At 48.3% G+C, this 557-nt stretch carries 1 protein-coding gene; it reads left to right on the forward strand.

Features of this window, described 5'->3' with window-relative positions:
• Positions 1-557 (forward strand): ISAs1 family transposase (locus L2744_RS21525; RefSeq protein ID WP_248993777.1); only part of this gene is annotated, 557 nt, incomplete at both ends.

A 557-nucleotide genomic window follows, 5' to 3' on the forward strand; every position in this document is an offset into this window, starting at 1 on the left:
CGCTACACCTCGTTTCGGCCTTTGATACCGAACAAGGAATTGTGCTGTATCAGCAAGATACACAGACCAAAGGTAACGAAATCGCAACGGTTCAAGCGCTGTTGCACATGTTAGACATTAAAGACGCTGTTGTAACCTTTGATGCACTTCACTGCCAGCGGGAAACGCTTCAACAAATCATCAAAGCTAAAGGCGACTATGTTGTTCAGGTAAAAGGCAACCAACCTCTACTTAGGCAGGCCATAGAGATGCAGTTCCAACTTCACTGGGATAACGACGACGTCGACATATTGAGTATCGAAGAGGATGACAAGGGGCATGGCCGTAAGGAGCGTCGCACGACGTTTCAAATCCCAGCAACGCTGCCACAGGCGCTCGCGAAAAAGTGGCCGTCAGCCAAGTCGCTAATTGCCGTTGAGCGTCAACGAAAACATAAAGGTGTTACAACCATTAATACGGATTATTACTTAAGTTCTTTACCTCTGGACATCGAACTTGCAGCCAAAGCGGTGCGTCAGCATTGGCACATCGAGAACCAGCAACACTGGGTGCTTGAC

The organism is Shewanella profunda (genome assembly GCF_023283765.1).
Lineage (GTDB): Bacteria > Pseudomonadota > Gammaproteobacteria > Enterobacterales > Shewanellaceae > Shewanella > Shewanella profunda.